Consider the following 25,963-nt stretch of genomic DNA (forward strand, 5'->3'; position numbering starts at 1 on the left):
CGCACCTCGCTCATGCGCCCCGGGCGCCCGTGGCCTGCCGTGCCTCTCGTACGGCCTCCTGCTCGCTCCTGGCCTCCTGCTGCCATTCCGAGGCCAGCCTGTCGGTCACGGCCGCGGTCAGGGCCGCGGTGACGCAACCGGTGGCGCTGTCCAGCTCGCCCAGAGCCCGGTAGGTGCGTGACAGTCCGAGGAGGCACCGCAGCCGCGCCACCCGGTTGCCGGCGGGCTCGATCAGCTTCAGGGCGAGCAGGAAGTTCGGCAGGGCCTGGTCCGGCATGCCCAGGTCGAGGTGGACCTCGCCGAGCACCCCTCGAAGGTGGGCCTGGTGGGTGGTGTCGCCGACCTCCTCGGCGTCGGCCAGGGCCAGGCAGAGGATCTCGCGGGCCTGTTCGAGCCGGCCGCATCTGTGGTGGGCCTCCCCGAGGATGAGCCTCGCGTAGCGGACGCCCACCCGCGCGCCGATCAGCCCCGCGACGGCGAGCTGCTGCTCCGCCAGGACGATCGCCTGCTCGAAGTCCTCATCGTGGTAGTGCACGTTGGCGAGGTTGCCCAGCGCGCGCTGCTCGGAGAAGGCGTCGCCCAGCCGCCTGGCGATCGCCAGCTCGATCCGCAGGTGCTCGACGGCCTCGTCCCTCCTGCCCTTCATCCTCAGGGCCGTGGCCAGCTCGCCGTGCGCGTGCATCGCCATCTCCACGTCGCCGAGCCGTTCGCAGACCCGCAGCACCATCAGGCCGAGCTCCACCAGGTCCGTCGTGCGGTAGGCGCGCTGCAGGGGCCAATGCAGGGCGAAGGCGAGCGCCAGGCCCAGCGCGGCGATGTCGTCGTCGTCGGCGGTGAGCGCCTGGCGGGCCGCGGCCAGCAGCACGGCCTCCTCCTCCAGCAGCCAGGCCGTCGCCTCCTCCCGCGTGCCGACCTGGTGCGTGACGGCTTCGGCGACCGGGCCACGCTGGACGCGGTGCGGGTCCATGACCTGGCTGGCCAGCCGGGCGGAGGCCGCGTAGTACGCGAGCGCGCGCAGCACCGGCTTCTTGGCGTCGGGGGGACGCAGCTCGCCCGCGAACAGGCGGACGAGGTCGTGGAGCTGGTAGTGGCCCGGCCGGGGGCGGTCGAGCAGGTGCGCGTCGGTCAGTCGTTCCAGGGCCAGGTCGGCGTCGGCGGGGTCGGCGTCGAGCAGGGCCGCGGCAGCCTCGGCGGTGATCTCGGGCACGTGCAGGAGGCCCAGCAGGGACAGCGCGCGGGCGGCCAGCCGGTCGAGGGGGCGGGGGCTGCGTTCGAGCGCGGTGAAGCTGGCCGCCAGACCGGCGCGTACGGCCAGGTCGCCGGCCACGAGCTCGTGCAGCCGCCGGCGTTCGTCGCCCAGCCGGCCGGCCATCGTGGCGACGCTCCAGTCGGGGCGGCTGGCCAGGCGGGCCCCCGCGATGCGCAACGCCAAAGGCAGGCCGTCGCAGAGCCGGACGAGCTCGGCGGTGTCGCCCGCGCCGGCCCGCACGCGCTCCTCCCCGGCCAGCCCGGCCAGCATCGCGGCCGACTCCGCGGGGGACATCCGGCCGAGTTCGAGCTGGTAGGAGTCCTCGCCCCAGGTCATGCTCTCGCGGCTGGTCACCAGCAGCGCGGTGCCGAAGGGGGTGGACAGCAGCGGGCGGATCTGCGCCAGGTCGGCGGCGTCGTCCAGCAGGACGAGGACCCGGCGGCCGTGCAGGAGGCTGCGCCACGTCGCCGCCGCCTCGTCCAGGTCGGCGGGTACGGCGTCGGCCGCCACCCCCAGCCCCCGCAGGAACCGGCCGAGCACGTCGAGCCCCGTCAACGCGGGCAGCTCCGGCGTCGCGCCGCGGCAGTTGACGAACAGCTGGCCGTCGGGAAAGCGGTCCTGGACCAGATGGGCGACCTGGGCGGCCAGCGCGGACTTCCCGACGCCCGGCGGCCCGGAGACGATCACCAGCGGCGTCGGCGGACGCCCGCCGCCGGGGGCCAGCCGCCGCTCCAGCTCGTCCAGCTCACGCGAGCGGCCCACGAACCCGGCCAGGTGGCGCGGGAGCTGGTGCGGCACCCCGTCGCCCCGCCACGGCCCGGGCTCCCCGCGCAGCACCAGCTGGTGACACTTGCGTAACCCCTCGCCCGGTGTGAGGCCCAGCTCCTCCAGGAGCAGGACCCGGCCCTCCTCGTAGACCTTCAGCGCCTCGGCCTGACGGCCCGAGCGGTAGAGGGCCAGCATGAGCAGCTCGCGGGTGCGCTCGCGCAACGGGTGGCGGACGGTCAGGTCGCGCAGGTCGTCGGTGATCTCGTGGTGGCGGCCCAGGTGCAACAGGCTCTCGTGCCGCTGTTCCAGCGCGGTCAGGCGTAACAGCTCCAGCCGGGAGCGTTCCCGTTCGGCGAACGGGCCGGTCAGGCCGGTCAGCGCGGTGCCGCGCCACATCGCCAGGGCCTCGTCCAGGAGCTGTACGGCACGGCGGTCGTCACCCTCGCGGCGGCACGTGCGGGCCTCGTCCAGGCGTTCGGCGAAGCACAGGGAGTCGACCTGTACGGGCCCGACGTTGAGGGCGTATCCCGCGCCGGTGCCCGACAACAGCCGCGACGGGGCGCGCCGCCCGCGGTCGGGCTCGAAGGCGCGGCGCAGGCCGGCGACGTAGGTGTAGACGCTCTGCTCGGCGTTGCGCGGCGGCTCGTCGCCCCAGATCCCCTCGACGAGCCGGCTCATCGGGACGGGCCGCGCGGCGGCCGAGGCGAGGACGGCCAGGGCGGCCCGCTGCCGGGCAGGACCGAGATCGACGGGCCGCGATCCGCGTTCGGCGTGAACGGTTCCGAGAAGGCGGATGTAGATGTCGTCGCTCACGCGTCCTCCCCGTTCACAGCCCCGGCGTCCCCCTTACCAGGGCAGCGTATTCAGAATTCCGTGGCGGTATGGCGATCACGCGACTGTAGATCAAATGTAGAAGGGTTCGGGTACGCTCAGCCCGGTGGTGAGAAGAGGGGGCACATCCGCGGACCGGGCCTCATCGTCCCCTGCTGCTGGAGAGCGCTCGTCCATGGGATCGGTGCGGTTCGGAGCACAGCCACGCGCCGTACCCCCTCTTGCTGCGAGCCTCAGCAGCAGTGCTGATCTTCCTGGAAGGAAGAGAGGGCAGACGTCGCGGCGTTCGCGGCCGTAACATTGCCTCCTATAGTCACCAAGGCGACAATCGCGGTGACTAGCGCGGACAGGGCAATACGCATGCGCATGGGGGGTTCTCCCTCGCCTGTGTGGGGTTGCTCGGACTTCATCATCTCAGGGAGCAACGACTGTGACCACATCTGACCTGGTCGGACTCCGCATCAAGACCGTTCGGCGACAGCGTGGCCTGTCACAGGCACAGCTGGCGCATCCAGAGTTGTCGGACAGCTATGTCTCCTTGATCGAGAGTGGCAAGCGTACCCCTACCCCCGCCGTCCTGGAGCTGCTGGCCCAGAAACTCGACTGCTCGCTGTCCTATCTGATCAACGGCGTGACCGCCGAGCAGATGGAGGACATCGAGCTGGCGCTCGGCTACGCGCGTCTCGCGCTCGAGAACGGTGAGGTCGCCGAGGCCCGGACGCGCTACACCGAGCTGCTGGCGAACAACAATCTGACAGGCTTGACAGCTTTGCGTCAAGAGACCGAATTCGGACTCGCCTTCGCCGCTCAGGCCAGCGGAGACTTCGACGGCGCGATCGCGATCCTGCTCAGGCTGTCGGAGGAGGAGCTGCCTCCCGACCGCCGCGTCGAGATCGCCTCCAACCTGTGCCGGGCCTACCGCGAGAGCGAGCGGCTCACCGAGGCGGTGGAGGTCGGCGAGCAGATGCTGAGCAGCACCACGCGACCCGCTTGGAACGATCTGCTCGTGGAGCTCGGCGCCGGCCTGCTCGCGGCGTACATGGAGCGCGGCGACCTGCTGCGCGCCCGGCAGTTCGCGGCCGAGCTGCTGAACGCCGCCGACGCCCTCGGCACGCCGCGCTCGATCGTGGCCGCCAACTGGATGGCCTCCAACACGGCCTCCGCCACCGGGCACGCGGAGGAGGCGCTGTCCTTCGCCGAGCGCGCCATGGCCGTGCAGCTGGAGACCGGCCAGCCGGGCAGCATCGCCAGGATGCGGCTCGCGCACGCCCGCAAGCGCCTGCTGGCCCGCCCCCAGGAGGCCGCGGCCGTACGAGACGTGCTGCGTGGCGCGATCGCCGAGTTCGAGCAGACCGCCACCAGCACCGTCGAGCGGGCGCGGCTCCTCGTGGAGCTGGCCCGTGCCGAGTGCATGACCGGTGACCTCGACGAATCCGTGGAGCATGCCGACAGGGGCAGAGGGCTGGTGCCCAACACCGCCTCCGCCCTCAGGGCCGAGGCGGAACTGCTGCTCGCCAGGGTCTACGGCTCGGTCGGCCGCATGGACCAGGCCGAGCGGCAGCTGTCGTCCGTACGCGACTCGCTCTCGCCGTTGCCCGACTCCCGCCGGTCGGCCGCCACCTGGTACGCCACCGCCGAGACGATGGAGCAGCTGGGCGACTCCGACGGCGCCGTGGACGCCTACCAGCGGGCTCTCGCCTGCGCGGGGCTGTAGCGAGGTCAGGACCGGGCGGTGGCGTCGGTAGCCTTGGGGGTGCCATGAAGAGTTCCCCGCTCGCGGCACTCACCGCGATTCTCGCCGCCCTGTTCGTGCTCGGCACCGCCACCCCGGCGCTGGCCCACGACTCACTCAAGAGCAGCGACCCGGCCAAGGGCGCCGAGGTCGAGGCCCTCGACGAGGTCAGGCTGGAGTTCACCGCCAAGGTGCGCATGCCGTTCGTCATCGTCCGGGGCGCGGATGAGGCCGTCTTCCAGGAGGGCAAGCCCGAGGTCGACGGCGCGGTGGTGCGGCAGGCGGTCAAGGGGCCGCTGCCGGGCGGGAAGTACACCCTCGCCTACCGGGTCGTCTCCTCCGACGGCCATCCCATCGAGGGCGAGATCCCCTTCACGGTCAAGGCGGCTCCGGCGGCCTCGCCGAGCGCGTCGGCCACCGACGCGGCGTCGGCCGCGCCCTCCACCGCCGCCCCCGCTCCTTCCTCCGCCGCTCCGGTCGCTCCCGCGGCCGACCAGGCGGCGGCCACGCCGAAGGGCGGCTTCCCGACCTGGCTGGTCATCGTGATCGGCGCGCTGGTCGGCATCGGCATCGGGTTCCTGTTCAGCGCGCGGAAGAAGAAGCCATGAGCAGAACGGCGCGGCTCGCGCTCGCGGGCGCGGTGGCGGCGGTCGCCGCCCTGGTGATCGGCATGATCGCCGGCGGCCGGGCCTTCCCCAGGATCATCCCCGGGCTGCCCGACGCCGGGGCGGTGGTCAGGTGGGGCCTGCCGGTGTCCAAGCTGCTGATGGACGTCACCGGCGTGCTCACCGTCGGCCTGCTGCTCACGGCCGCCCTGCTGCTGCCCAACGACAAGGGCATGCTCGGCAAGCCGGGCCTGCTCTACGTCAGGGCCTCGTCCTGGACGGCGCTCGGCTGGGCCGCCTCGGCGTTCCTGGCCATCGTGTTCACCACGGCCGACTCCTGGGGCCGTACGGTCCCGCAGATCCTCAACCGGGAATACCTGACCAGCACCGCCACCCAGACCACCCAGGGCGTGGCGCTCACGCTGGTGGTGCTGTTCGGGGTGGCCATCGCGCTGTTCTCGCGCGGCGCGATCACCGCCGGGTCCGCGGCCGGCCTGCTGGTGTTCGCGCTGGTGACGATGTTGCCGCCGCCGCTGACCGGCCACACCTCCTCCTCGCCCAACCACGACCTGGCCACCTCGGCGGTCTCGCTGCACCTGCTCGCGCTGGCCCTGTGGGTGGGCGGCCTGGTCGTGCTGGCCGCGCACGCGATGCGCGGGCAGCCGCAGCTCACCGTGGCCGCCGCCCGGTTCTCCGCGCTGGCGCTGTGGTGCTTCGTCGCGGTCGGCCTGTCCGGCGTGTTCAGCCTGGTCGCCCGGCTCGGCGCGCTGTCCGACCTGTGGACCACCCAGTACGGCCTGCTGGCCCTGGCCAAGATCGTCGCCTTCGTGCTGCTCGGCTACGTCGGCTACTGGCACCGGCAGCGCACGCTCGTCGACCTGGAGGCGGGCCGGCCCAGGGCGTTCACCCGGCTGGCCGGCGGCGAGACGCTGCTCATGCTGGCCACCGTCGGGCTGGCCGTCGCGCTGTCGCGCACGCCGCCCCCCGAGTTCAGCGTGCCCGCCGACCGGGCCTTCGAGCTGCTCGGCTTCCCCGTCCCGCCGGAGATCACGATCGCGAACGTGTTCTCGCTGTGGTGGTTCGACCTGTTCTTCGCCGCGGTGGCCGCCGTGCTCGCCGGGCTCTACGGCGCGGGCGTCTACCGGCTGATGCGGCGCGGCGACTCCTGGCCGTGGGGGCGCACCGCCGCCTGGTTCATCGGCATCGCGCTGCTGGTGTTCGCCACCCAGAGCGGCCTGGCCCGCTACGCCAAGGTCCTGTTCGACGTGCACATGATCGAGCACATGACGCTGTCCATGATCGTGCCGATCTTCCTGGTCCTGGGCGGCCCGGTCACGCTGGCGCTGCGGGCGCTCAAGCCGGCGGCCCGGCGGGGCGACAGGGGCCCCCGGGAGTGGATCACCACGATCCTGCACAGCCGGGCGGTCAAGGTCATGTCCCATCCGGTCGTGGCGACGGCCATCTTCGTCGCCTCCACCTACGCTCTCTACTTCACGCCGCTGTTCGAGTCGGCCATGCAGGAGCACCTGGGGCACATCTGGATGACCCTGCACTTCCTGCTCAGCGGCTCGCTGTTCTTCTGGGTGATCATCGGCGTCGACCCGGGCCCGAGCCGGCTGCCGTACGTCGGCCGGCTGCTGATGCTCTTCGTCACCATGCCCTTCCACGCCTTCTTCGGCATCGCGCTGATGATGACCGGCTCGGTGATCGCCGCCGGCTGGTACGAGCCGCTCGGCCGTACGTGGGGCGACAACCTGCTGCAGACCCAGCAGGACGGCGGGGCCATCGCGTGGGGCTTCGGCGAGATCCCGACGCTGCTCGTGCTGCTGGCCATCGCGGCCCAGTGGTACCGCGACGACGAACGGCAGGCCCGGCGCGCCGACCGCAAGGCCGACCGGGGCGGCGCACGCGACACCGAACTCGACTCCTACAACGACTATCTCGCCCGTCTCAACCGCGCTGACAAGGGCGAGTAGCGGTTCGGCCATGGCACCCTATCCTCGGCTCACAGGTCTCAGGACCGCCGGGTAGCCTGTCTCACAGGGGAGAAGGGCATAACCTCATCAGCTAGCGTGCGCAGACCTTGAGGGGGGATTGCGCGACGCGTGCGGGGCGCCGGAGTGGGGACCGGCGCGGGCCCGGGGTGCCGAGGAAGGCGAGACCATTGGCGGAAGAGACACGCATGCGCGGGGGGCAGAGCCTGGCCGAGGCGCTCGAAGGCCTTCTGGCGCAATGGTCGGAGCGGACGGGGATCACCGTCGAGACCTGGGCGCTGCCCGGCACCGACGTACCCTCGCGGGTGTCCGGCGGCGTCATGGAGACGATGCGCGAGGCGCTGTCCAACGTCGAGCGCCACAGCCGGGCCCGTACGGTCGCGGTGGCGGTGACCACGGGCCCGAGCGGCCTGCGCCTGACGGTCAGCGACGACGGCCAGGGCTTCGCCGAGGGCGGCGCGGGGCGCGGGATCGCCCGGATGCGGGCCGCGTTCGCCGAGCTCGGCGGCACCCTGTCGGTCAACGGCGTGCCCGGCGAGGGCACGACGGTGAGCGGGGCGATCCCCAGGCGACGCTGACGGCCGGGGCCGGTCAGGGGAGGGTCAGGATCTCGCTGCCCGTCTCGGTGACCACGATGGTGTGCTCGAACTGGGCCGTGCGCTTGCGGTCCTTGGTCACCGCGGTCCACTTGTCGGGCCAGATGTCGTAGTCGATCGTGCCCAGGGTGAGCATCGGCTCGATGGTGAACGTCATGCCCGGCACCAGCTCCACCCGCAGCGACGGGTCGTCGTAATGGGGGACCATGAGGCCGGAGTGGAAGCTCGTGCCGATGCCGTGGCCGGTGAAGTCGCGCACCACGCCGTAGCCGAAGCGCTTGGCGTACGCCTCGATGACGCGGCCGACCACGTTGAGCTGGCGGCCGGGGGCGACCGCCCTGATGGCCCGCATCATGGCCTCGCGGGTGCGCTCGACCAGCAGGCGCGACTCCTCGTCGACCTCGCCCACCAGGTAGGTGGCGTCGGTGTCGCCGTGGACGCCGCCGATGTAGGCCGTGATGTCGATGTTGACGATGTCGCCGTCGCGCAGCACGGTGTCGTCGGGGATGCCGTGGCAGATGACCTCGTTGATCGAGGTGCACAGCGACTTGGGATAGCCCTTGTAGCCCAGCGTGCTGGGGTAGGCGCCGTGGTCGATCAGGAACTCGTGGCCGATGCGGTCGAGCTCGTCGGTGGTGACGCCCGGGGCGATGTGCCGGCCGACCTCTTCGAGCGCCTGCGCGGCGATGCGGCCCGCCACGCGCATGCGCTCGATGATCTCGGGGGTCTTCACGTCGGACTCGCCGGTCGTGGGGCGCTTCTTGCCGACGTACTCCGGCCGCTCGATGTGGGCGGGGACCTTCCGGACGGGCGAGACTCGCCCGGGCTGGAGCAGTGTCGTCATGAAACACGAGTCTACGGGGCAGAATTGACCATGTGAGCGAAGGCCAGTGGTGGTTCTGTCTCAAGCACATGCGGGTCGAGCCCGACCAGGGCTGCCCCAACAAGGACCGGATGGGTCCCTACGCCTCGGAGGAGGAGGCGGCGGGCGCGTTGCAGCGCGCCGCCGACCGCAACAAGGCGTGGGACGAGGCCGAGCAGGAGGACGAGTGACCCCCGCCTACGGCACCACGGCGTAGGCCCGCACGGGGAAGGTGCCCATGCCCGCGATCATCGGGGGCGCGGCATGGAACCTGAACCCCTCCGCGGGCAGCGCCGACAACCCCGTCAGGTGCTCGACGATCGGGATCCCCGCCTTCAGCAGGATCGTGTGGGCGGGGCGTTCGCCGTGCGGCGGGGTGTCGTCGATGTTGAGCGAGTCGATGCCGACCAGCGCCGCGCCCTGCTCGGCCAGCCACGCCGCCGACTCGGGCGCCAGGTACGGGTGGTCGCGGAAGTAGGCGCCGGTGCCGAAGTGGCGGTCGAAGCCGGTGTGGATCAGCACCGCCCGGCCGCGTACGTCGAGCGCGGTGTCGGGCGCGGTGTCGAGCACCACCTCGCGGCCGTCCCCCGAGGCCGGTACGACCAGGCCGGGCAGGTCGGCCAGGCTGCTCAGCGGCACCTGCGCCAGGTCCTGGCCGCCGGCGTAGCGGTGGTGCGGGGTGTCCAGGTAGGTGCCGGTGTTGGCGGCCAGCGTGATCACGCCGATCTCGAACTCGGTGCCCGGGGCGTAGACCTCGCGTGAGTCCTCCCTGCTCAGGTGGGTGCCCAGCGTCGGCCCCGGGACGCCGGGATAGGTGGTCATGCCCTCGGTGATGCGGTGGCTGAGTTCGACGATCATTTGGCGGCTCCCACCCGGACGAGTCGGACGAGGGCCACCGTGCCGATGGCGGCCCAGACGAGGTTCAGCCCGGTCGAGGGCCAGGCGGCGTTGTAGGCGCTGTTGACCATGAGCCCGAGCGCGCCGAGCAGGTTGACGACCTGGTACGTCGCGCCGTCGCCGGACAGCCGCGCGGACGAGACCAGGGCGTACCCGGCCAGCAGCAGGGCGGCTCCGGCCCAGCCGACGGCGTCGAGGAGGAGATCCATGGCCGATATTCTCTGGATTTTTGGCCTTAAAGCACAAATAAAGAAAGCTAAAGGTAGACGTAAGCTGACCTGCATGGATATTGATCCTCGACGCCTGCGTGTCCTGCACGAGGTCGCCCGCCGCGGCGGCGTGATGCGCGCGGCCGAGGCGCTGTTCCTCACCCCCTCCGCGGTCTCCCAGCAGCTCGCCCAGCTCGAACGCGAGGTCGGGCTGGCGCTCATCGACCGCTCCCAGCGCCGCGTCTCGCTCACCCCGGCGGGACGCGTGCTCGCCGGGTACGCCGAGCGGGTCGAGGAGGAGCTGAGCGAGGCCAGGAAGGAGCTGACCAGGTTCACCGAACGCCTGGCCGGGCCGGTGCGGATCGCCGCCTTCCCCACGGCGATCAAGCACATGCTGGTGCCCGCGATGCGCGCCCTGGCCGAGCGCCACCCCCGCATCACGCCGGTCATCCACGAGGTCTACGGCCAGCCCGCCCTCCAGGAGCTGCGCCTGGGCGCCGTCGACCTGCTCATCACCGAGCAGGACATGAGCCTGCCGGTCCCGGCGCAGCCGTCGCTGAACGTCCGGCCGCTGCACGTGGACGAGTTCCGGGTCGTGCTGCCGCCGGACTGGCCCGAGCCGGAGTCGACGGCCGACCTGATGCGCCTGCCCTGGGTGGCCGCCGAGCCGGACCAGGCGTGCGGGCAGGCGCTCGACCGGCTCGCCGGGATCCACGGCGTCGAGCCGCGCAGGACGCACGTCGTCACCGACTTCTCGCCGGTGCTCGCGCTGGTGGCGGCCGGGCACGGGGTGGCGATCGTGCCCGCGCTGGCCCTGCTCGACGTGCCGGAGGGCGAGGTGCGGGTGAGCGAGGTACGGGAGGTGGGGGCGCGCCGCCTGGACGCCGTCACCCGGGTGAGCAGGACGCGGTCGGGCGAGCCGGACCCGGTGCAGGCGGTGGTGATCGGCGCCATCGAGGAGGCCACCGAGAACCTGCGGGCCGCCCTCGGCCCCCGCCTCGCCGCCCAGCCCTGACCCGAGAGCCGTCCTCGGCCCCTGTCTCGCCGCCCAGCCCTGACCCGCGAGCCGCCCTCGGCCCCTGTCTCGCCGCCCAGCCCTGACCTGCGAGCCGCATTCGGCCTCTGATCCGCGGCCGCGTCCTACTCCGACAGGCGGGGGCCGCTGACCTTCTCCAGCAGGCGGGCCAGGCGCTCGCGCAGCCCCGCCCGCCGCTCGACCTCACCGGCCGCCGCGCTGACCAGGTGCTGGGCGCCGTCGAAGGTGATCAGCCCGGTGGCCGGGACGGCGATGGCGTCGTGGGCCAGCCCGCTCAGCTCGGAGTCGGCGCCCTCGATCGCCAGGATGGTGGCCCCCGTACGGCGGGCGTCGTCGACGCGTTCCAGCAGCGGGACGGGCGCCGCCTGCTCCGACAGCACGAACAGGGTCTCGCCGCGGCCCGCCTGCCGCAGGCGGTCGAGGCCGACGCGCAGGTGGGCGGGGGCGTCGGCGGGCGGCGACCAGCGGATCAGGGTGGGGGCGAGCTGCGGCAGGCCGGAGAACCTGGCCTCGTCGCTGAGGTGGGCGGTGACGTGCCAGGGCTCGTCGTCCGGGGGGCCGACGAGCAGCAGGCCGCCGGGCGAGCGGGTGGTCCGCAGGGCCAGGCCCAGCTCGCGGGTGCGTTCGAGCCAGCCCGTCGTGGCCAGGAGCTCGCGCAGGAATGCCACCGAACCTGAGTCCATGCCTCCATGGTGCACGAGGAGCGCGGCGGAGGTGGCCCGTTCGCGGCCGGGTGCCCGCCCCCGGGCTGCGACGCGTGCGGCCGGGGCTGGCATGATCGGAGCCATGACAGATGTGAACGGGCTCTCCATCGCGATCCTCGGCGGCACCGGCGACCAGGGGAAGGGGCTGGCGCGGCGGTTCGCGCTGGCCGGGCACACGGTGCTGATCGGCTCGCGCAGCGCCGAGCGGGCCCAGGAGGCGGCCGGCTCGATCGGCTCGGGCGCGCGGGGCGGGGCCAACGCCGACGTGGCGGCCGAGGCCGACGTCGTGATCGTGGCGGTGCCGTACGAGGGGCACAAGGCGCTGCTGGAGTCGTTGCGCGCCGAGCTGGCCGGGAAGATCGTGGTCGACTGCGTCAACCCGCTCGGCTTCGACAAGCAGGGCGCCTACGCGCTGCCGGTGGAAGAGGGCAGCGCCGCCCAGCAGGCCGCCGCGGTGCTTCCCGAGAGCCGGGTCGTGGCGGCCTTCCACCACGTGTCGGCCGTGCTGCTGATGGACCCGGCCGTGGAGAAGGTCGACCTCGACGTGCTGGTGCTCGGCGACGACCGCGAGGCGACCGACACCGTGCAGGCGCTGGCCGAGCTGATCCCGGGGGTGCGCGGCGTCTACGGCGGCCGGCTGCGCAACGCTCACCAGGTCGAGGCGCTGACCGCCAACCTCATCTCGATCAACCGCCGCTACAAGGCCCACGCCGGGCTGCGCGTCACCGACGTCTAGAGCCAGCCCGCGTCCTCGGCGACGCGGACGGCGTCGATCTTGTTGCGGGCGCCCGTCTTGGTGATCGCGGCCGTGAGGTAGTTGCGCACCGTGCCCGCCGACAGGTGCAGGCCGGCGGCGATCTCCTCGGCGGTCGCGCCCCTGGCGGCCTGCCGGAGCACGGTGGTCTCGCGGGGGGTGAGCGGGCTCTCGCCGTACTCCATGGCCGAGGAGACCAGCTCGCTCTCCAGCACGCGCAGGCCGGCCGCGGTGCGCCTGATGGCCTCGGCCAGGCGGTCGCCCGGGGCGTCCTTGACCAGGAACGCCTCGATGCCCGCGGCCAGCGCCCGGCGCAGGTGGCCGGGCTGCCCCATGGCCGTGAGCACCAGGATCCGGCAGGACGGGAGCCGTTCGCGCAGCTCGGCGGCGGCGGTGATGCCGTCGGTCACCGGCAGGTCGATGTCCACGACCGCCACGTCGGGCCGGACGTCGAGGGCCACCGGCACGATCTCGTCGCCGCGCACGACCTCCGCCACCACCTCGATGTCCGGCTCCAGCCGGAGCAGGGCGGTGAGCGCGGCGCGGATCATGTGCATGTCCTCGGCCAGCAGCACCCGGATCACGCCGGAACCTCCATGGCCAGCAGGAAGCCGCCGCCGTCCGTGGCGGCGGCGGCGCACGTGCCGCCCGCCTGGGAGGCCCGTTCGGCGAGCCCGGTGAGGCCACCGCCGGGCACGCCGGGCTCAGCGCCGGGCTCGCCGGTCGCGCCGTCGTTGGCGACCTCCAGGCGGACCCGGCCGTCCCGCAGCGACGTGGTGATCGTGCAGGTGGTGGCCCTGCTGTGACGCAGGACGTTGGTGACCGCCTCGCGAACCCCCCACGCCAGCGCCTCCTCGGCCCGCCGGGGCAGCGCCACGTCGGCCAGGTGCGCCTGGCAGCTCACCCCCGACGACTCCAGCAGCGCCGCCGCGCGGTCGGTCTCGCCGCTCAGCGACATCGCGCGGTAGCCGCGGGCCACGTGGCGGACGTCCTGGGCGGCCTCGCGGGCGACGCGTACCAGCTCGCCCACCTCGCCGCGGGCGGAGGCGGGGTCGCGGTCCATCAGGCGGGCGGCCAGGTCGCCCTTGAGCGCGATGGCGGTGAGGCTGCGGCCCAGGCCGTCGTGCAGGTCGCGGGAGATGCGCAGGCGTTCCTTGAGCACGGCGGCGTCGGCGAGCTCGGCCCTGGCCTCCTCCAGCTCGGCGGCGACGCGGACGAGCCGGACCAGGACGTAGATCATCGAGCCGGTGATGGGGATGGCGATCACGTAGAACAGGGTGACCACGGCGTAGTGGAGGCCGATCCACATGATGGCGCCCTCGTACAGCATCATGAGGACGACCAGCGGCACGGCCCAGCGCAGCCCCAGGAACACCAGCAGGGTCCCGGCCAGCAGCGGGGCGGCGATCGACGACCAGCCGCTCGGCAGCAGGTAGTCGCCCGCGTAGGTGACGACGGCCTGGAGCGCCAGCGTGGCCGGGAACAGCGGCGGGCGCCCGCCGCGCAGGGCGGCCCGCATGTTGACGTAGTGGGTGGAGACGACGGCGACCGTCACGGCCGCCGCGAGCAGTCCGATCGCCGGGCCGCCCATGAAGTAGAGCAGCCCGATGAGCGAATAGACGACCGAGACGCCCGTGATGAGCACGCGCGCGAGCCTCTGCGCCGAGGACGAGACCACCACAGCAGCGATTATGTCCGACTCAGGACCGGCGCGGTTCCCAGCGGAACCACGACCGGATCGCCACCACGCCCACCACCGCCCACCCGGCCAGGACGAGCGCCGGCACGAGCGCCTCCCCGGTCTTCGCCGCGTGCACCACGGCCGAGGTGGGCAGCAGGTCCAGCACCGGGCTCAGCCACGAGGGCAGCGGGATCGGCCCCATCGCGCCCGCCGACACCGCGGCGACCAGGAACACCGGCATGGCGAACGCCCCGGCCAGCTCACTCCGCGGGATCGCCGCCGTGTACGCCGCCCCCAGCAGCGCCATGACGGCCGAGCCCGCGGCGGTCACGGCGGCGAACAGCAGCGGGTCGTCCGGCAGCGGCACCCCGGCGGCGAACCGCACGGCCACCGCGCACAGCACGATCACCAGGAAGGTCTGCGTGGCCGTGCTGGCGACCTGGCCGGCCAGGATCTGCGCGTCGGTCAGCAGCCCGGCCCGCAGCCGCTTGAGCACGAGCTGGTCGCGCCGGTTGGTCAGGGCGACCGCGATGTTCATGAACGCGGTGAGCGCCAGCACGATCGCCAGCGAGCTGTGGAACACCGCCGTCGCGAACGGCACGCCGCCCCCGGTGACGTGCCGCATCAGCGCCGGCATGCCCACGGTCAGCCCGACGGGGGTGATCACCGAGGCGGCCAGCATGGCGCGGTCGCGCCAGAACAGGCGGGTGCCGAGACGGTAGGTGGCGGTCAGGCTCATCGGGCGCTCCTGGGCAGGTCGAGGAAGAGGTCTTCGAGGGTGGCCGCGCGGACCTCCAGGCCGGTCAGCCGCAGCCCGCGGCCGGCCGCCCAGGTCAGCAGCGTCTGCGCGGCCAGGTCGGGGTCCTCGGCCCGGCAGACGGCGGTGCCGCCGTCCACGGTGACCGGCAGCGGGAGGTCGTCCGCGGAGATCCCGGCGGGCAGCCGGAACGTCACCCGTCCGCCCCGCGCGGCCAGCGTCTCGGCCATCCCGCCGGCCGCGACGATCTCACCCCTGTCCATGATCGCCATGGACGAGGCCAGGCGCTGGGCCTCCTCCAGGTAGTGGGTGGTGAGCAGGATCGTGGTGCCGCGCGCGGCCAGGCCGGAGACGACCTCCCACGTGTTCGCGCGGGCCTCGGGGTCCATGCCGGTCGTGGGCTCGTCGAGGAACAGCACGTCGGGGCGGCCGAGCAGGGCGAGCGCCAGGTCGAGCCGGCGCTTCTCGCCGCCGGAGAGCTGGCGCACCCTGGTCCCGGCCTTGTCCGTCAGGCCGGCCAGGTCGAGCGCCTCCCCGGCCGGGCGCGGCGCGGGGGTGAAGTCGCGCCAGACCGCGACCGTCTGGGCGACCGTCAGGTCGGGGAAGAACCCGGCCTCCTGGAGCATGATGCCGACGCGCTGCCGGACGGCCGCGCGGTCGGACCAGGGGTCGAGGCCGGCGACCCGGACGGCGCCGCCGTCCGGCCGCTGGAAGCCGGCCAGCACCTCGACCGTGGTGGTCTTGCCGGCGCCGTTCCGGCCGAGCAGGGCGAAGATCTCGCCCTCGCCCACCCGGAACGAGACGCCCCTGACCGCCGAGAATGTCCCGTGGTTCTTCCTGAGCTCGTTCACCTCGATCATGTGTCCGACTATGGCCGGACGGGTCAGGGGGCCGACAGTGAAGAATTCACGACTTCCTGGACAGCTTCAGCAGCGCGTCCGTGACCCCCTCGGGGTCGATCACCTGGTGCAGGTGGAGGCCGGGCAGCCGGGTCACCGGCCAGCCGCGCCCGGCCGCGTCGCGGGCCACCTCCTCGTACGGCGGCCCGAACCACACGCACGAGCACCTGACCGCGTCCCAGCCCGCGGGCACGGGGACGGGCTGCGTGTAGTAGTCGAGGGGCAGTCGCGGCTGCTCGCCCGTGACCAGCAGCCGCTGGGCGGGGTCGGGGAGCATGGCCACGATGTCCTCCTCGTCCCACCAGTCGGTCCAGCGCGGCAGCACGCCGTCGGGGCCCGCCAGGCCGCGCAGGAACGGCAGGAAGCCCTCCTCGGCCGTCCTGACCAGCCCCTGGGACGGCGGCACGTGCGCGTCGGCGAACACGCAGGCCACCACCCGGTCGCCCAGCCCCTCCTTGATCACCGGCACGAAGAACCCGGCGTTGCTGTGCGCCACCAGCACGAGCGGCCCGTCGGAGGGCACGGCCGCGCGCACCGCCGCGACCACGCGCGGCCAGTACGGCGCCCCGCCGGCGGACACGCCGGTCAGGTCGGGGACGACGGCCGCCCGGCCGCGCCGCCCCAGCGACTCGGCCACCGGAGCCCACGTCGAGGGCCCGACGGAAGGGCTGTGCACCAGCACGAAGGTCGTTTCCATGGCCCCCACCCTGTCAGACGACGAGGGCGTGCCGGGAGACGGGTTTCCCGGCGCCGTCGTAGGCCGCCCAGGCCGCCGCGAGGTCGCACACCGCCCGCGACAGCTCCTCCTCGGGGAACAGGAAGTGCAGGCGCAGGTGGGCGGCGTGGCCGCCCAGCGGGTCGAAGGAGCCGCCCGGCGGCACCGCGACGCCGTGCCGGAGCGCCACCTGGGCGAAGGATCCGGCGTCGCCGCGCGGCAGGCGCAGCCAGACGGTCTGGCCGCCCTGGGCCGGCTCGAACGTCCAGGACGGCAGGCGCGCCCGCAGCTCGGCGCACAGGTGGTCGTGCCGCCGGCGCAGGGCGCTCACGCGGGCCTGGCGCACCTCGTCGAGGCGGCGCAGCAGCGCGACGGCGGCGAGCTGGCTGAAGACCTCGCCGCCGAGATCGTGCACGGCCCGCAGCCGGGACAGCCGCGAGACCACCGGCGCCGCCGCGCGGATCCAGCCCACCCGCAGCCCGCCCCACACCAGCTTGCTCAGCGAGCCGACGGTGACGACCCGATCCCCGCCGCCGAAGGCGGCCACCGGCGACGGCGTCCCGCCCGAGAAGCACAGCTCGGCGCAGACCTCGTCGTCGATCAGCGGCACGTCGTGCGCGGCGGCCAGGGCGGCCAGCCGCCTGCGGCCCGGGTCGTCCATGACCGCGCCGTCGGGGTTGCGCGCGGTGGGCACGCCGTAGACCAGCGCCGGCCGCTCGCGCACGGCCCGCCGTGCCTGGTCGTCGCCCAGGTCGACGGGCTTGACGACGGCCGCCGCGTGCCGGAACACCTCCAGCGCGCCCGGGTACGTCGGCGACTCGGTCAGCACGGTGTCGCCCGGCGCCACCAGCAGCCCGGCCAGCAGCGTGAGCGCCTGCTGCGCGCCCGTCGTCACCATGATCTGGTCCGCCGTGGTGGGCAGGCCGCGCGCGCCGTAGTAGCCCGCCAGCGCCTCGCGCAGCGCGGGATCGCCCGCCGGGTGGTAGCCCAGGTCGCGCAGGCCCGCCACCCGCGCCCCCGCCTCCTGGTACGCCTCGAACAGCGCCGGCGGCGGGTCGTCCGGCGCCGCGCAGGTCAGCAGCCGCACGCCGTCGGAGTCGTGCAGGAGGTTCAGCATCAGCGGGTTGGCCGCCACGCCGCCGGCCGTCCTGGTGGCCGGCGGGTCGCCCGGCGCGACGCGGGTGCCGCTGCCCTGGCGGCGCGTCACCCGGCCCTCCTGCTGGAGCAGCTCGTAGGCGGCGACCACCGTCCCGCGGCCGACCGCGAGCCGGTCGGCCAGCACCCGGTCGGGCGGCAGCCGTTCGCCGGGCGGGAGCACGCCGTCGTCGACGAGCGCCCGCAGCCGGGCGGCGAGCAGCAGGTAGAGCGGCCCGCGCCCGGAGGCCCACCGGCCCAGCAGGTGGACGAGGTCATCGGGATTGGCTCTATTCATGGACCAATTCTCCGGTATTGGCTCTGCACTCGCACACCAATCCGGGGGATATTCGATGACATGAGTGATTTTCGCCCTGAGACGCGTGCCGTCCACCTGCCGCAGCCCCCGGTCGAGGGCAGCCGGCCGATCGGCATGCCCATCTACCAGAGCGCCGGGTTCGCCTTCGACGACCCCGAGCTGATGGGCGTGGCGATGACCCGTCCCGACGACGCCTTCGTCTACGGCCGCGACACCAACCCCACCGTGCGCGCCCTGGAGCTGGCGGTGTCCGGCCTGGAGGGCGGCGCCGCCGCGCTGGCCGCCGCCTCCGGCATGGGCGCGATCAACACCGTGCTGCTCGCCCTGCTCAAGCCCGGCGACCACCTCATCGCCCAGCGCTCCCTGTACGGCGGCACCGCCACGATGCTCAACGACCTGGCCGGCAGGTTCGGCATCGCCGTCACCCACGTCCCCGAGAACGACCCTGCCGCGCTGCGCGCCGCCGTCCGGCCCGAGACGCGGCTGGTCTACCTGGAGACCATCAGCAACCCGATGGGGCTGGTCGCCGACCTGCCCGCGATGTGCGCCACGGCCCGCGAGCTGGGCGTCCTGTCGATGGTGGACAACACCTTCGCCACGCCCGTGCTCTGCCGCCCCCTTGAGCACGGCGCCGACATCGTCGTGCACTCCGCCACCAAGTACCTGTCCGGCCACGGCGACGTGATCGGCGGCATCGCCGTCTTCGCCGACCCCGACCTGTACGGCAGGGTCTGGCACTTCGCCACCGAACTGGGCGCCGCGGCCGCGCCCTTCACGGCCTGGCTGACGCTGCGCGGGATCCAGACGCTGCCGCTGCGCATGGAACGCCACTGCGCCAACGCCGACCTCCTGGCCCGCCGGATCGCCGAGCACCCCGCCGTGTCGGCCGTCCACTGGCCGGGGCTGCCCGCGCATCCGTCGTACGAGCTGGCCGCCAAGCTGCTGCCCGCCTTCGGCGGCGTGTTCTCCTTCGAGCTGGCCGGCGGGCGGGCGGCGGGGGAGGAGTTCATGCGGTCCGTACGGCTGGCGCGCATCGCCCCCTCGCTCGGCGGCGTCGAGACCCGCGTCATGCAGCCCGCCACCACCTCCCACCGCTTCCTCGGCCCCGAGGACCTGGCCAGGCACGGCGTGAGCGAGGGCATGGTGCGCGTGGCCGTGGGCATCGAGCATCCCGAGGACCTGTGGGCAGACGTGGCCCAGGCGCTCGGATAGCGTCGGCTCATGCCCGCCGACCGCGGGCGCACGACCGAAGGAGAGCCGTGACCACCGTCACTTACCAGGACGTCCTCGACGCGGCCGGCCGGATCGAAGGGCACGTGCTGCGCACGCCCGTCCTGGAGATCTCGCCGGGCCTGTTGCTGAAACTGGAGTTGCTGCAGCACTCGGGCTCCTTCAAGGTGCGGGGGGCCTTCAACCGCATCCTGTCGGCCGGCCCGTTGCCCGCCGCCGGGGTCATCGCGGCCAGCGGCGGCAACCACGGATTGGCCGTCGCCCATGCCGCCAGGGCGCTCGGCGTGCGGGCCGAGATCTTCGTGCCGGAGGTGACGAGCCCGGTGAAGGTGGCCGGGCTCAAGGCGCTCGGCGCGCACACCACTCAGACCGGGGCGATCTACTCCGAGGCCGCGGAGGCCGCCGCCAAGCGCGCCGCCGAGACGGGCGCGCTGGCCGTGCACGCCTACGACCAGGCCGAGGTGCTGGCCGGGCAGGGCACGACCGGGCTGGAGATCATGGAGCAGACCGGGGGCGTGGACACGGTGGTGGTGGCCGTGGGCGGCGGCGGGCTCGCCGGCGGGATCACCCTGGGGGCCCGGGCCGGGGGTGACGCGCCGCGGATCGTGGCGGTGGAGCCGTACGCCATCCCCACGCTGCACGAGGCGCTGCGCGCCGGTCGTCCGGTGCCGGTGCAGGTGGGCGGGGTGGCGGCCGACGCGCTCGGCGCCACGCAGCTCGGCGGGCTGGCGTTCGAGGTGTTGTCGGGAGCCGGGGTGGACAGCGTCCTGGTGGACGACGACGCGATCGTCGCGGCCCGGCGGACGTTGTGGGAGCGGCACCGGCTGGTGGCCGAGCCCGCGGGCGCGGCGGCGTACGCGGCGCTGCTGTCGGGGGCCTACCGGCCCGCGGCGGGTGAGCGGGTGGCCGTCGTGGTCTGCGGCTCCAACACCGACCCCGCCACGCTCTCCGGCGCGGCGGGGTGAGCCCGACCCAGGTGCGCGGGACGCGGGAACGCGCCCGGCGCCTTTCCGTGGTGCGGGAAGGCGCCCGGGGCCTTTCCGTGGTGCGGGAAGGCGCCCGGGGCCTTTCCGGGGAGCGGGAAGGCGCGCGCGGTCAGCAGTAGGTGTGCTCGGGGGCCGGGAAGGCCCCCGAGGTCACCTCGTCGGCGAAGGCCCGCACCGCGCGGTCCATCTCCGAGGCCAGGTCGAAGTAGCGCTTGACGAACTTGGCCGGGCGCGGCGTCAGCCCCATCAGGTCCTGCCACACCAGGACCTGCGCGTCCGTGGACGGCCCCGCCCCGATGCCGACCGTGGGGATCGACAGCGACGTGGTCACCCGGTGGGCCAGGTCGGCCGGCACGCACTCCAGCACCACCGCGAACGCCCCGGCCCGCTCCAGGTCCTTGGCGTCGGCCATCAGCTCGTCGCCCGACTGGCCGCGCCCCTGCACCCGGTAGCCGCCGAGCGTGTTGACCGACTGCGGGGTGAGCCCGAGGTGCGCCATGACCGGCACGCCCGCCGACACCAGCGCCTCGACCTGCGGCAGCACCCGCCGGCCGCCCTCCAGCTTGACCGCGTGCGCCCCCGCCTCCTTCATGAACCTGGCCGCCGACTCCAGCGCCTGCTGCGGCGACCCCTGGTACGACCCGAACGGCAGGTCCGCCACGACCAGCGCCCGCGACGACCCCCGCACCACGGCCGCGGTGAGCGGGACGAGGTGGTCGAGGGTGACCGGGAGAGTGGAGTCGAAGCCGTAGACGACCATGGCCGCGGAGTCGCCGACCAGCAGCACGGGCACGCCCGCCTGGTCGAACACCCGGGCCGTCATCGCGTCGTAGGCGGTGACCATGGGCCACCGCTCTCCGCGCTCCTTGGCCGCCGCGAGGTCGCGGACGGTGACCCGGCGGCCCGACGCGCCGCCGTACAGCGTGGTGGAAGACATGGAACTCCCTCCAGAAACGTCTCGAGGCGTCCCAGTGACGTCCCCGGACTCCTTCGATGATGTCATGCGGGAAATCCGGTGGCGAAACTGTCGGTGCCTCTTGACACAATCGACGCGGAGGTAAACGACACACCATGGCTCTCGACCAATACCGCAGGCTCTTCCGGCTCCCCGGCGTCCGCACTCTGCTCCTGGTGGGGATGCTCGCGCGCGTCCCGGCCACCGCCATGGGAATGGCGCTCACCCTCCACGTGGTCTTCGGGCTGCGCCTCGGCTACGTCGAGGCCGGCGTGGTGACGATGGCCAGCACGGTCGGCATGGCCGTCGGCTCGCCGCTGTCGGGCCGGTTCGTCGACCGCCACGGGGTGCGTCCCGTGCTCGTCGTCACCACCCTGGCCCAGGCGGTGTTCTGGTCGTGCGCGTGGGCGCTGCCGCTGCCCGCCCTCGCCGTCGCGGCGGCCGTGGCGGGCCTGCTCAACCTGCCGGTGTTCAGCGTGACCAGGCAGTCGCTGGCCGCGCTGGTGCCGCCGGAGCAGCGGCGCACCGGGTTCACGCTCGACTCGATGCTGGTCGAGCTGTCGTACATGACCGGTCCCGCGCTCGCCGCGGCCGGCATCACCACGCTGGGCAGCACGACGACGCTGGTCCTCATCGGCGTCGGCATCACGGCCGCGGGCCTCGGCCTGATCGTGTTCAACCCGCCCACCCGGTCGGCCGTCGAGCTGGAGGAGCCGGTGGTGAAGGTGCCGCGGCGGCAGTGGCTCACGCCGGGCTTCGTCGCGCTGCTCGGCACCACGGCGGCGGCCACGTTCATCCTCACCGCGACCGAGCTCGGGCTGGTGGCCACCATCAACACCGCGGGCGAGACGCAGTGGGTGGGCCTCGCCGTGGCGATCTGGTGCCTCTACTCGCTGGTCGGGGGCTTCGTCTACGGCGGGTTGTCGCGCGGCTTCTCGCCTCTGGTGCTCATCGCGGGCATGGGCCTGCTGACGATCCCCGTGGGCCTGGCCGGCGCCGACTGGCGGTGGCTGATCCTGGCGATGCTGCCCGCCGGCCTGCTGTGCGCCCCGGCGCTGTCCTCCACCGTCGACGTGCTCAGCCGCTGGGTGCCCGCCGCGGCCAGGGGCGAGGCGATGGGCCTGCACGGCACGGCCCTGCTCATCGGCGGTGCCGCGTCCTCGCCGATCGCCGGGGCGATCATCGACGGCAGCGGGCCGACGTGGGCGTTCGTGGTGGCGGGGCTGGTCGGGGTGGTCATGGTGGCGGTCGCGCTGCCGCTGTGGCGGCGGCGTCCGCCGGTCGCGGGCACGCCGGTCGCGGGCCCGCCGGGTGACGCCAAGGAGCACGTGCTGCCTGCGGCGGCGACCAAGAGCTGATCCGGCGGTAGTTCCAGCCTGCCGGCCGTCCGGGCCGGGGGCCTGTCAGCGGTGTCCGCAGGGCCTTGTGACGGCCCCTGTGCGGGGTGAACAGGGTTTCCCGTTTGTTTCCCCGTGCGCACTCCGCCCGTCAGACGAAAGTTACGAAACGAGACCGTTGCGTATCGGAATACCTTGCGATACGGTGTCGTTGCGAAACTTGGTCGTATCGAAATTAAGGACGTTCTCATGGATCAGAACGCGGGGCATCCACGCAGGTGGGGCATCCTGGGAGTGCTGGTGTTCAGCCTCCTGGCGGTCGTGCTGGACAACACGATCCTCAACGTGGCGATGAAGACCATCGCCGACCCCCATGCCGGCTTGGGCGCGACGCAGGGCCAGCTGGAGTGGGCGATCAACTCCTACACGCTGGTGTTCGCCGGGCTGCTGTTCACCTTCGGCGTGATCGGCGACCGCACCGGCCGCAAGCGCATGTTGTTCATCGGCATGGCGCTGTTCGGCCTGGCCTCGCTGGCCAGCGCCTACTCCCAGGACCCGATGCAGCTGATCCTCGCCAGGGCGGCGATGGGCATCGGCGGCGCGGCGATCATGCCGGCCACGCTGGCGATCATCTCCAACGTGTTCCCGCCCGGCGAGCGTGGCAAGGCGATCGGCATCTGGGCCGGCGGCGTGGGGCTCGCGGTGGCGATCGGCCCGATCACCGGCGGCCTGCTCATCGAGCACTTCTGGTGGGGCTCGGTGTTCCTGATCAACGTGCCGATCGTGGTGATCAGCATGTTCCTCATCGCCGCCTTCGTGCCGGAGTCGCGTGACCCGAAGCCGTCCAGGCTCGACCCGGTGGGCGTGCTGCTGTCGATCATCGGTCTGGTCGCGCTCGTCTACGGCATCATCCGCGGCGGCGACCTGGGCACCCTGGCCAGCGCCGAGGTGATCGTCCCGACGGTGGCCGGCCTGCTCGTGCTGGGCGTGTTCGTGTGGTGGGAGCGTCGCATCGACAACCCGGTGTTCGACGTGCGCAACTTCAGCAACGTACGGTTCAGCTCGGCCATCGGCATGATGGGCCTGGTCTTCTTCGCGATGATGGGCGGGATGTTCTTCCTGACCTTCTACCTGCAGATCGTGCTGGGCTTCAGCCCGATCCAGGCGGGGGCCCTGATGATCCCGTTCGCCGCCGCGCAGCTCATCTTCGCGCCGCTCAGCCAGCGGGTGAACCAGCTCTTCGGCGCCAAGCTGTCGGCCACGGTCAGCATGCTCGTGGTGACCGCGGCGCTGGGCAGCTACGCGCTGATGGACGTCGACACGCCCGTGGTGCTGATCGAGATCATCTTCTTCGTCCAGGGCGCGGCGATGGCGAACATCATGCCGCCCGCGACCACCGCCATCATGGAGGCGCTGCCCAGGGAGAAGGCCGGTGTGGGCTCGGCCATGAGCAACACCGTCCGTCAGGTCGCCGGCGCGCTCGGCGTGGCCGTGCTCGGCTCGGTCCTGTCCAGCAGCTACCGCGGCGAGATCGCCTCGGCGCTCCCCGCCGGCGCCCCGCACACCGCCGGTGAGTCGATCATGCAGACGCTGCAGTTCGCCGGAACGCTCGGCGAGCGCGGCCATGCGCTGATCAAGCCCGCCTTCACCGCCTTCGTCGACGGCATGCACGTCACGGCGATGGTGTCGGCCGTGATCGGCCTGGTGGGCGTCGCGGTGGTGGCCAAGTGGATGCCGGGCAAGGCGCGCCCGGTCCAGCAGGCGGAACAGAAGGAACCAGCGGTAGTGTGAGGCCGCGATGACGATCCAGGATTCAGGGACTGCCCGCCCGGCGGGCCGTCCGCGCAGCGAGAAGGCCGAGAAGGCGATCATCGACGCGACCCTCGACCTGATCGGCGAGGGCATGGGGGTGTCGGAGCTGTCGATCGAGGCCATCGCGTCGCGGGCGGGCGTCGGCAAGACCACGATCTACCGGCGCTGGTCCAACAAGGAGGACCTGGTCGTCGACGCCCTGTCCACGCTGAAGGCGCCGCTCCCGCCGCTGTCCGGCATCTCCGTGCGTGACGACCTGATCGTCCTGCTCGACGCGATGCGCCGGGAGGCGGGCCAGGCCCGCACCCGGTGCGTGATGAACATCGCGATGAGCGAGGCCGATCGTTATCCCCGGCTGATGGAGCGCTTCGTGAAGCGGGCCGTCGAACCGCGCAGGGAGGCGCTGCGCTCGGTGGTCGCGCGCGGCGTCGCCACCGGCGAGCTCCGGCCCGACCTCGACGTCGACCTGGTGATGGCCCTGTTCTCCGGCACGATGATGTGGCAGTCGAAGTGGGGTCCGGCCGGCGACCTCCCGGCCGACCTGGCCGAACGGGTGGTCGACATGGTCCTGCTCGGGCTGGCCGGAGACCGCGCCGAGCCCTGAGCCGCCCTCACCCGCCACGGAGGCGCGTCCCTCGGGACGGCCTCCGTTCGTCGTTCCGGGGCCTGTGCCCTACTGTCGCGCCATGCCCTGACCCGCCTGCGCCGCCGGGCCGGGGGCGTCGGTCAGGGTGAAGGGCACGGTGGCGGCCACGCGGCCGTTGACGATGACGTCGAGCTCGCGCGGGCCGGGCGGCTCGTTGCGGGTGGTGACCGGGCGGAAGGAATGGCTCTTGCGCAGCGTGAACGCCGCCCCCTCGGCGGTGGCCGAGCGTTCGCCCAGGTGGAAGACGCGGCGCGAGCCCGCCCGGCGGACGGCGTACTTGAGCACCAGCGGGCCGGGCGCGCCCGCCGTGACCGTGACGGTGAAGGTCAGGCTGCCGCCGACGGCGACCGTGTCGGACTCCAGGGTGAGCGCCCGCGCCGAGCCGCTGCCCGGCGTGGCGCCCAGCAGCGCGAGCGCCTCGGGATGCCCGGACCGCAGCAGGCCGCGCACCGCGTGGCGGACGACCCGCTCGACGTGCGAGCCGCCGCCCGCCCGCCAGCGGGCCAGCACGGCGAGCGCCGCGTCGGGGTGGTCCTTGGCCAGGTCGTTGACGTGGTTGGCGACGGAGCGGCGGACATATTCGCTCGGGTCGTCGCGCAGCAGGTCGAGCAGGGGCAGGGTGGGGCCGGGCGTCATCAGCCAGCCGACCCGCGGCGCCCACGGCAGGCGCGGCCGGGAGCCTTCGGAGGCCAGGCGGCGCAGGTGCTCGTCGGGGGACTTGGCCCAGCCGTACATGATCTTGAGGGCGTCGTCGCGGTGGCGGTCGAGGTAGGGACGCACGGCGAACTCGCCCGTCGAGTACGGCGTGAGCGCCGCCAGCGTGGCCATCGCCGCCTCCAGGTGGCCGAGCCCGTGGACGGCGGTGTGGTCGGTGAGCGGCCAGCCGCTCCACAGGTCGAGCTCCCCGCGCGCGGCGCAGGCCCGCACCAGCTCGGCGGCCCGCGGGTAGGGCAGCGGGAGGGCGTCGTGGAGGGCCGCGGAGACGTGCCTGACGCGGCCCTTCAGCTCCAGCGGGCCGAGCCCGGCCAGGGCGTGCTCGGTGAACCGGGCGCGCGGGAACGACGGCCACACGGCGGCCATGCCGCCGGCCAGCACCGAGACGGACCGGGCGTTGATCAGGTCTTTGAGCGGTTGTGCCACGCGCCCACCCTGCCACGCACGACCGACAATCCGGGCCTACTCCAGCGTCCACCGCGGCGCGGGCTACGCCTCCCAGCTCACCACCGCCCGCTACGAGCAGGCCCGCCACACGGTC

Annotated in this window: 25 protein-coding genes; 12 read left to right on the forward strand and 13 right to left on the reverse strand. The window is 73.2% G+C overall.

All coding sequences use genetic code 11. The features are described 5' to 3' along the window. Window positions 1–10 precede the first annotated feature (10 nt). Window positions 11–2,830, reverse strand: a complete 2,820-nt coding sequence (locus ACWEJ6_RS35620) for a BTAD domain-containing putative transcriptional regulator (RefSeq protein ID WP_452429487.1) — start codon at window positions 2,828–2,830, stop codon at window positions 11–13. Between the two features lie 448 nt (window positions 2,831–3,278). Between ACWEJ6_RS35620 and ACWEJ6_RS35625 the strand changes: the two genes are divergently transcribed. The 4 genes from ACWEJ6_RS35625 to ACWEJ6_RS35640 all read left to right on the forward strand — a co-directional run bounded on the left by ACWEJ6_RS35625 (window position 3,279) and on the right by ACWEJ6_RS35640 (window position 7,757). Next, a complete protein-coding gene (locus tag ACWEJ6_RS35625; RefSeq protein WP_397162295.1) occupies window positions 3,279–4,562 on the forward strand; it encodes a tetratricopeptide repeat protein in 1,284 nt (427 codons plus the stop codon). A 44-nt stretch (window positions 4,563–4,606) separates the two neighbouring features. After that, window positions 4,607–5,188, forward strand: coding sequence for a copper resistance CopC family protein (locus tag ACWEJ6_RS35630; protein ID WP_358294267.1), 582 nt, complete (start codon window positions 4,607–4,609; stop codon window positions 5,186–5,188). Then, window positions 5,185–7,161, forward strand: coding sequence for a cytochrome c oxidase assembly protein (locus tag ACWEJ6_RS35635; protein ID WP_452429489.1), 1,977 nt, complete (start codon window positions 5,185–5,187; stop codon window positions 7,159–7,161). The genes ACWEJ6_RS35630 and ACWEJ6_RS35635 overlap by 4 nt, the downstream gene beginning before the upstream one ends. A 206-nt stretch (window positions 7,162–7,367) precedes the next feature. Continuing rightward, window positions 7,368–7,757 (forward strand): sensor histidine kinase, encoded by a 390-nt coding sequence (locus ACWEJ6_RS35640; RefSeq protein ID WP_358294264.1) that lies wholly within the window; start codon window positions 7,368–7,370, stop codon window positions 7,755–7,757. A 13-nt stretch (window positions 7,758–7,770) separates the two neighbouring features. Here ACWEJ6_RS35640 and map read toward each other — a convergent pair whose 3' ends face one another. Beyond that, window positions 7,771–8,619 (reverse strand): type I methionyl aminopeptidase, encoded by an 849-nt coding sequence (gene map, locus ACWEJ6_RS35645; protein WP_352353489.1) that lies wholly within the window; start codon window positions 8,617–8,619, stop codon window positions 7,771–7,773. Window positions 8,620–8,651: 32 nt separating this feature from the next. On the opposite strand from map, the gene ACWEJ6_RS35650 reads away from it, so the two are divergent. Beyond that, window positions 8,652–8,828 (forward strand): hypothetical protein, encoded by a 177-nt coding sequence (locus ACWEJ6_RS35650; RefSeq protein ID WP_352323881.1) that lies wholly within the window; start codon window positions 8,652–8,654, stop codon window positions 8,826–8,828. Between the two features lie 7 nt (window positions 8,829–8,835). Here ACWEJ6_RS35650 and ACWEJ6_RS35655 read toward each other — a convergent pair whose 3' ends face one another. Together ACWEJ6_RS35655 and ACWEJ6_RS35660 are read right to left on the reverse strand one after the other, a co-directional pair. Further along, window positions 8,836–9,495 carry a cyclase family protein gene (locus ACWEJ6_RS35655; protein WP_452429492.1) on the reverse strand — a complete coding sequence of 220 codons (660 nt, stop codon included), beginning with the start codon at window positions 9,493–9,495 and terminating at the stop codon, window positions 8,836–8,838. Further along, window positions 9,492–9,743 carry a CBU_0592 family membrane protein gene (locus tag ACWEJ6_RS35660; protein WP_364331991.1) on the reverse strand — a complete coding sequence of 84 codons (252 nt, stop codon included), beginning with the start codon at window positions 9,741–9,743 and terminating at the stop codon, window positions 9,492–9,494. The genes ACWEJ6_RS35655 and ACWEJ6_RS35660 overlap by 4 nt, the downstream gene beginning before the upstream one ends. A 73-nt stretch (window positions 9,744–9,816) precedes the next feature. On the opposite strand from ACWEJ6_RS35660, the gene ACWEJ6_RS35665 reads away from it, so the two are divergent. Then, window positions 9,817–10,758 carry a LysR family transcriptional regulator gene (locus ACWEJ6_RS35665; protein WP_352353485.1) on the forward strand — a complete coding sequence of 314 codons (942 nt, stop codon included), beginning with the start codon at window positions 9,817–9,819 and terminating at the stop codon, window positions 10,756–10,758. 125 nt (window positions 10,759–10,883) lie between these two features. On the opposite strand, the gene ACWEJ6_RS35670 is transcribed toward ACWEJ6_RS35665, so the two are convergent. Then, complete coding sequence (locus ACWEJ6_RS35670) at window positions 10,884–11,462, reverse strand: hypothetical protein (RefSeq protein WP_364331988.1); 579 nt, start codon at window positions 11,460–11,462, stop codon at window positions 10,884–10,886. Window positions 11,463–11,565: 103 nt separating this feature from the next. Here ACWEJ6_RS35670 and npdG point away from each other — a divergent pair, with 103 nt between their 5' ends. Beyond that, window positions 11,566–12,219 (forward strand): NADPH-dependent F420 reductase, encoded by a 654-nt coding sequence (gene npdG / locus ACWEJ6_RS35675; protein WP_358294256.1) that lies wholly within the window; start codon window positions 11,566–11,568, stop codon window positions 12,217–12,219. On the opposite strand, the gene ACWEJ6_RS35680 is transcribed toward npdG, so the two are convergent. The 6 genes from ACWEJ6_RS35680 to ACWEJ6_RS35705 are packed head-to-tail and all read right to left on the reverse strand — an operon-like array spanning window position 12,216 to window position 17,721. After that, window positions 12,216–12,821: a response regulator transcription factor gene (locus ACWEJ6_RS35680; RefSeq protein ID WP_358294254.1), complete on the reverse strand. Its 606-nt coding sequence runs from the start codon at window positions 12,819–12,821 to the stop codon at window positions 12,216–12,218. The two genes, npdG and ACWEJ6_RS35680, sit on opposite strands and share 4 nt — an antisense overlap. Beyond that, window positions 12,818–13,918, reverse strand: coding sequence for a sensor histidine kinase (locus ACWEJ6_RS35685; RefSeq protein ID WP_452429496.1), 1,101 nt, complete (start codon window positions 13,916–13,918; stop codon window positions 12,818–12,820). The genes ACWEJ6_RS35680 and ACWEJ6_RS35685 overlap by 4 nt, the downstream gene beginning before the upstream one ends. 19 nt (window positions 13,919–13,937) lie before the next feature. Then, window positions 13,938–14,657 (reverse strand): ABC transporter permease, encoded by a 720-nt coding sequence (locus ACWEJ6_RS35690; RefSeq protein ID WP_452429498.1) that lies wholly within the window; start codon window positions 14,655–14,657, stop codon window positions 13,938–13,940. Beyond that, a complete protein-coding gene (locus ACWEJ6_RS35695; RefSeq protein ID WP_452429500.1) occupies window positions 14,654–15,535 on the reverse strand; it encodes an ABC transporter ATP-binding protein in 882 nt (293 codons plus the stop codon). The genes ACWEJ6_RS35690 and ACWEJ6_RS35695 overlap by 4 nt, the downstream gene beginning before the upstream one ends. Before the next feature lie 46 nt (window positions 15,536–15,581). Further along, complete coding sequence (locus tag ACWEJ6_RS35700) at window positions 15,582–16,271, reverse strand: alpha/beta hydrolase (protein WP_452429502.1); 690 nt, start codon at window positions 16,269–16,271, stop codon at window positions 15,582–15,584. A 13-nt stretch (window positions 16,272–16,284) separates the two neighbouring features. Further along, the gene (locus ACWEJ6_RS35705; RefSeq protein ID WP_452429504.1) at window positions 16,285–17,721 is read right to left on the reverse strand and encodes an aminotransferase-like domain-containing protein; all 1,437 of its coding nucleotides are present in this window, start codon (window positions 17,719–17,721) and stop codon (window positions 16,285–16,287) included. 60 nt (window positions 17,722–17,781) lie between these two features. Here ACWEJ6_RS35705 and ACWEJ6_RS35710 point away from each other — a divergent pair, with 60 nt between their 5' ends. Continuing rightward, complete coding sequence (locus tag ACWEJ6_RS35710; protein ID WP_387666014.1) at window positions 17,782–18,954, forward strand: trans-sulfuration enzyme family protein; 1,173 nt, start codon at window positions 17,782–17,784, stop codon at window positions 18,952–18,954. Window positions 18,955–19,001: 47 nt separating this feature from the next. Then, window positions 19,002–19,937 (forward strand): serine/threonine dehydratase, encoded by a 936-nt coding sequence (locus tag ACWEJ6_RS35715; RefSeq protein WP_387666016.1) that lies wholly within the window; start codon window positions 19,002–19,004, stop codon window positions 19,935–19,937. Window positions 19,938–20,067: 130 nt separating this feature from the next. On the opposite strand, the gene panB is transcribed toward ACWEJ6_RS35715, so the two are convergent. After that, window positions 20,068–20,895, reverse strand: a complete 828-nt coding sequence (gene panB / locus ACWEJ6_RS35720; protein WP_452429507.1) for a 3-methyl-2-oxobutanoate hydroxymethyltransferase — start codon at window positions 20,893–20,895, stop codon at window positions 20,068–20,070. Window positions 20,896–21,029: 134 nt separating this feature from the next. Here panB and ACWEJ6_RS35725 point away from each other — a divergent pair, with 134 nt between their 5' ends. From ACWEJ6_RS35725 to ACWEJ6_RS35735, 3 genes are all read left to right on the forward strand, one after another. Continuing rightward, the gene (locus ACWEJ6_RS35725) at window positions 21,030–22,271 is read left to right on the forward strand and encodes an MFS transporter (protein WP_387666020.1); all 1,242 of its coding nucleotides are present in this window, start codon (window positions 21,030–21,032) and stop codon (window positions 22,269–22,271) included. A 228-nt stretch (window positions 22,272–22,499) separates the two neighbouring features. Next, window positions 22,500–24,041, forward strand: coding sequence for an MFS transporter (locus tag ACWEJ6_RS35730; RefSeq protein ID WP_452429509.1), 1,542 nt, complete (start codon window positions 22,500–22,502; stop codon window positions 24,039–24,041). Between the two features lie 7 nt (window positions 24,042–24,048). Then, window positions 24,049–24,666, forward strand: a complete 618-nt coding sequence (locus ACWEJ6_RS35735; RefSeq protein WP_452429511.1) for a TetR/AcrR family transcriptional regulator — start codon at window positions 24,049–24,051, stop codon at window positions 24,664–24,666. Between the two features lie 69 nt (window positions 24,667–24,735). On the opposite strand, the gene ACWEJ6_RS35740 is transcribed toward ACWEJ6_RS35735, so the two are convergent. Next, window positions 24,736–25,848 (reverse strand): DNA alkylation repair protein, encoded by a 1,113-nt coding sequence (locus ACWEJ6_RS35740; protein WP_452429513.1) that lies wholly within the window; start codon window positions 25,846–25,848, stop codon window positions 24,736–24,738. Between the last annotated feature and the right edge of the window lie 115 nt (window positions 25,849–25,963).

This window comes from Nonomuraea sp. NPDC004702 (assembly GCF_053601695.1).

Excerpts from the sequence above, each read along its gene's own strand:
- ACWEJ6_RS35690 (WP_452429498.1), bottom strand. The coding sequence starts at position 14,657 with ATGAGCCTGACCGCCACCTACCGTCTCGGCACCCGCCTGTTCTGGCGC.
- ACWEJ6_RS35635 (WP_452429489.1), top strand. The coding sequence starts at position 5,185 with ATGAGCAGAACGGCGCGGCTCGCGCTCGCGGGCGCGGTGGCGGCGGTC.
- npdG (WP_358294256.1), top strand. The coding sequence starts at position 11,566 with ATGACAGATGTGAACGGGCTCTCCATCGCGATCCTCGGCGGCACCGGC.
- ACWEJ6_RS35660 (WP_364331991.1), bottom strand. The coding sequence starts at position 9,743 with ATGGATCTCCTCCTCGACGCCGTCGGCTGGGCCGGAGCCGCCCTGCTG.
- ACWEJ6_RS35665 (WP_352353485.1), top strand. The coding sequence starts at position 9,817 with ATGGATATTGATCCTCGACGCCTGCGTGTCCTGCACGAGGTCGCCCGC.
- ACWEJ6_RS35705 (WP_452429504.1), bottom strand. The coding sequence starts at position 17,721 with ATGAATAGAGCCAATCCCGATGACCTCGTCCACCTGCTGGGCCGGTGG.
- ACWEJ6_RS35735 (WP_452429511.1), top strand. The coding sequence starts at position 24,049 with ATGACGATCCAGGATTCAGGGACTGCCCGCCCGGCGGGCCGTCCGCGC.
- ACWEJ6_RS35630 (WP_358294267.1), top strand. The coding sequence starts at position 4,607 with ATGAAGAGTTCCCCGCTCGCGGCACTCACCGCGATTCTCGCCGCCCTG.
- ACWEJ6_RS35655 (WP_452429492.1), bottom strand. The coding sequence starts at position 9,495 with ATGATCGTCGAACTCAGCCACCGCATCACCGAGGGCATGACCACCTAT.
- ACWEJ6_RS35700 (WP_452429502.1), bottom strand. The coding sequence starts at position 16,271 with ATGGAAACGACCTTCGTGCTGGTGCACAGCCCTTCCGTCGGGCCCTCG.
- ACWEJ6_RS35670 (WP_364331988.1), bottom strand. The coding sequence starts at position 11,462 with ATGGACTCAGGTTCGGTGGCATTCCTGCGCGAGCTCCTGGCCACGACG.
- map (WP_352353489.1), bottom strand. The coding sequence starts at position 8,619 with ATGACGACACTGCTCCAGCCCGGGCGAGTCTCGCCCGTCCGGAAGGTC.
- ACWEJ6_RS35725 (WP_387666020.1), top strand. The coding sequence starts at position 21,030 with ATGGCTCTCGACCAATACCGCAGGCTCTTCCGGCTCCCCGGCGTCCGC.
- ACWEJ6_RS35695 (WP_452429500.1), bottom strand. The coding sequence starts at position 15,535 with ATGATCGAGGTGAACGAGCTCAGGAAGAACCACGGGACATTCTCGGCG.
- ACWEJ6_RS35710 (WP_387666014.1), top strand. The coding sequence starts at position 17,782 with ATGAGTGATTTTCGCCCTGAGACGCGTGCCGTCCACCTGCCGCAGCCC.
- panB (WP_452429507.1), bottom strand. The coding sequence starts at position 20,895 with ATGTCTTCCACCACGCTGTACGGCGGCGCGTCGGGCCGCCGGGTCACC.
- ACWEJ6_RS35640 (WP_358294264.1), top strand. The coding sequence starts at position 7,368 with ATGCGCGGGGGGCAGAGCCTGGCCGAGGCGCTCGAAGGCCTTCTGGCG.
- ACWEJ6_RS35730 (WP_452429509.1), top strand. The coding sequence starts at position 22,500 with ATGGATCAGAACGCGGGGCATCCACGCAGGTGGGGCATCCTGGGAGTG.